Source organism: Lactobacillus sp. VURO6/B1 (VP7) (assembly GCF_058139575.1).
The window spans coordinates 1-1,510 of the sequence record NZ_JBVOWJ010000034.1 but is presented as its reverse complement, the minus strand read 5'-3'; the positions used below and the strand labels follow the sequence as shown (position 1 = coordinate 1,510).

The 1,510-nt window shown below is 38.9% G+C and carries 1 protein-coding gene; it reads right to left on the bottom strand.

Annotated features, from left to right (window positions below; translation table 11 throughout):
• Window positions 1-1,178: 1,178 nt before the first annotated feature.
• Complete coding sequence (locus ACZ2M0_RS09395) at window positions 1,179-1,316, bottom strand: hypothetical protein (protein WP_158596034.1); 138 nt, start codon at window positions 1,314-1,316, stop codon at window positions 1,179-1,181.
• Between the last annotated feature and the right edge of the window lie 194 nt (window positions 1,317-1,510).

Below are 1,510 nucleotides of genomic sequence, written 5' to 3'. Positions count from 1 at the left end.
CTGCAGCAAAAAAATGTTTGTGAATTTGAAGCCGTATAGCAAAAGGGAAGACTGATTTAACAGCCTTCCCTTTTTTCGTTACCTGGTAATTTCACAATTAGACCAATTGCTTCATACCAGCTTATTTGCTACTTTTCATTAAAAAAATACCGATCAATCATTTTGCACAGTACGTGCGCAATTACTGGTAAAACTACCATAGTGATTGCCAAACTGGCATTTGTTGTTAGCATAGCTCTTGCCACCTTCCGAAACTTGACTCAGAGTAGCTAATCCTTTTTGGCTTTGCTGCAAACTTTTTACTTAAAACCAAAATCGGCTATAATGTAAATAGATGTTAGCAAAACTCTATCGTTAAGAATATGGGACTAGCTATCTCATATCCATTATTAGGTGTTAAACGGATCAGGTTTAACGCCTTTTTTAATGCTAAGGGAAAATTTCCCCTGCTATATATTAATATAGCACGAGCATTTAAAATGCGACCAAACAGAAAAAAGCATGAAACTCTCTAACATTCATGCTTTTTTAATTCGCCTGATTTAGCCCCTATTAGCCCCTGTGAGCCGTTTTTTCGCCCTCGGGTATACTTACACCTGATTTTCTATCAAATGGATGACTTCCTGGCGATAAGCTGTGTGATTTACCTGCTAAATTCACTTCTCTTTTTGCTCAAAAATGACTGCCCCCAATTTTTTAAAAGTAGACAAAATCATTCCTCAACTATTTCACCTACTTTTATTTTTTACCCCCCCGCTCTCCATTACATTCAAAGCGAGCCTGGTATTCAATAAAACCAAAATACGGTTTTTGATACGATCTTTACCCTTAGGAGAATGTTGCTCTATCAAGGTTTATGACAATCCCATTTTGGGACTATCAGATCCCTTTCACAAACCCAGATGGAGTTTTTAGCTCTACACCAGTATTCACAACACACCCACAATGGGATATTTCGCAAAAAAAGTGCTAGCAGGCAGCCGCTGTTAGAAAACGCTTGGCACCGCCAAGCTATCACCTTACGTTAAGTAAGTGATAGCAGTTTCCCTTATGCTCTTTCCTAAAAGTTTGTGAAGTTCCAACATACAAATAAAAAAACAACTTTTTCCAAGCAAATAAACGGCCACAAAAAACCAGGTCAGTCTCTCACAAGCAAAACTAAAACACTACTCAACACCCTAACCTTCAACTAAACCATGAAAGACTGCTGAGCCAAAATCTACTACACCAGTTGCTCTACCTAAACCTAAAACAAAGTCAGCTGAATAAACTAAACTGCCAAATACTGCTCCTGGCAGTGGGCACACTGGCCCCATAAGGTAACTAACATAACCGCAAAGCGGTTAGTTAGGTAATTTCCCCTTGCAATAAGGAGAAGAAACTATCTAACTAACCGCTTTGTCGATCGTTGGTTACTAATCTGGTCACAAAGGACCAGCATACATTTAAGCTAAAAAACGCCCTGCACAGTAGCCGAGCCGTTGTTTTTTGTCGCTCCAAAATATGATCT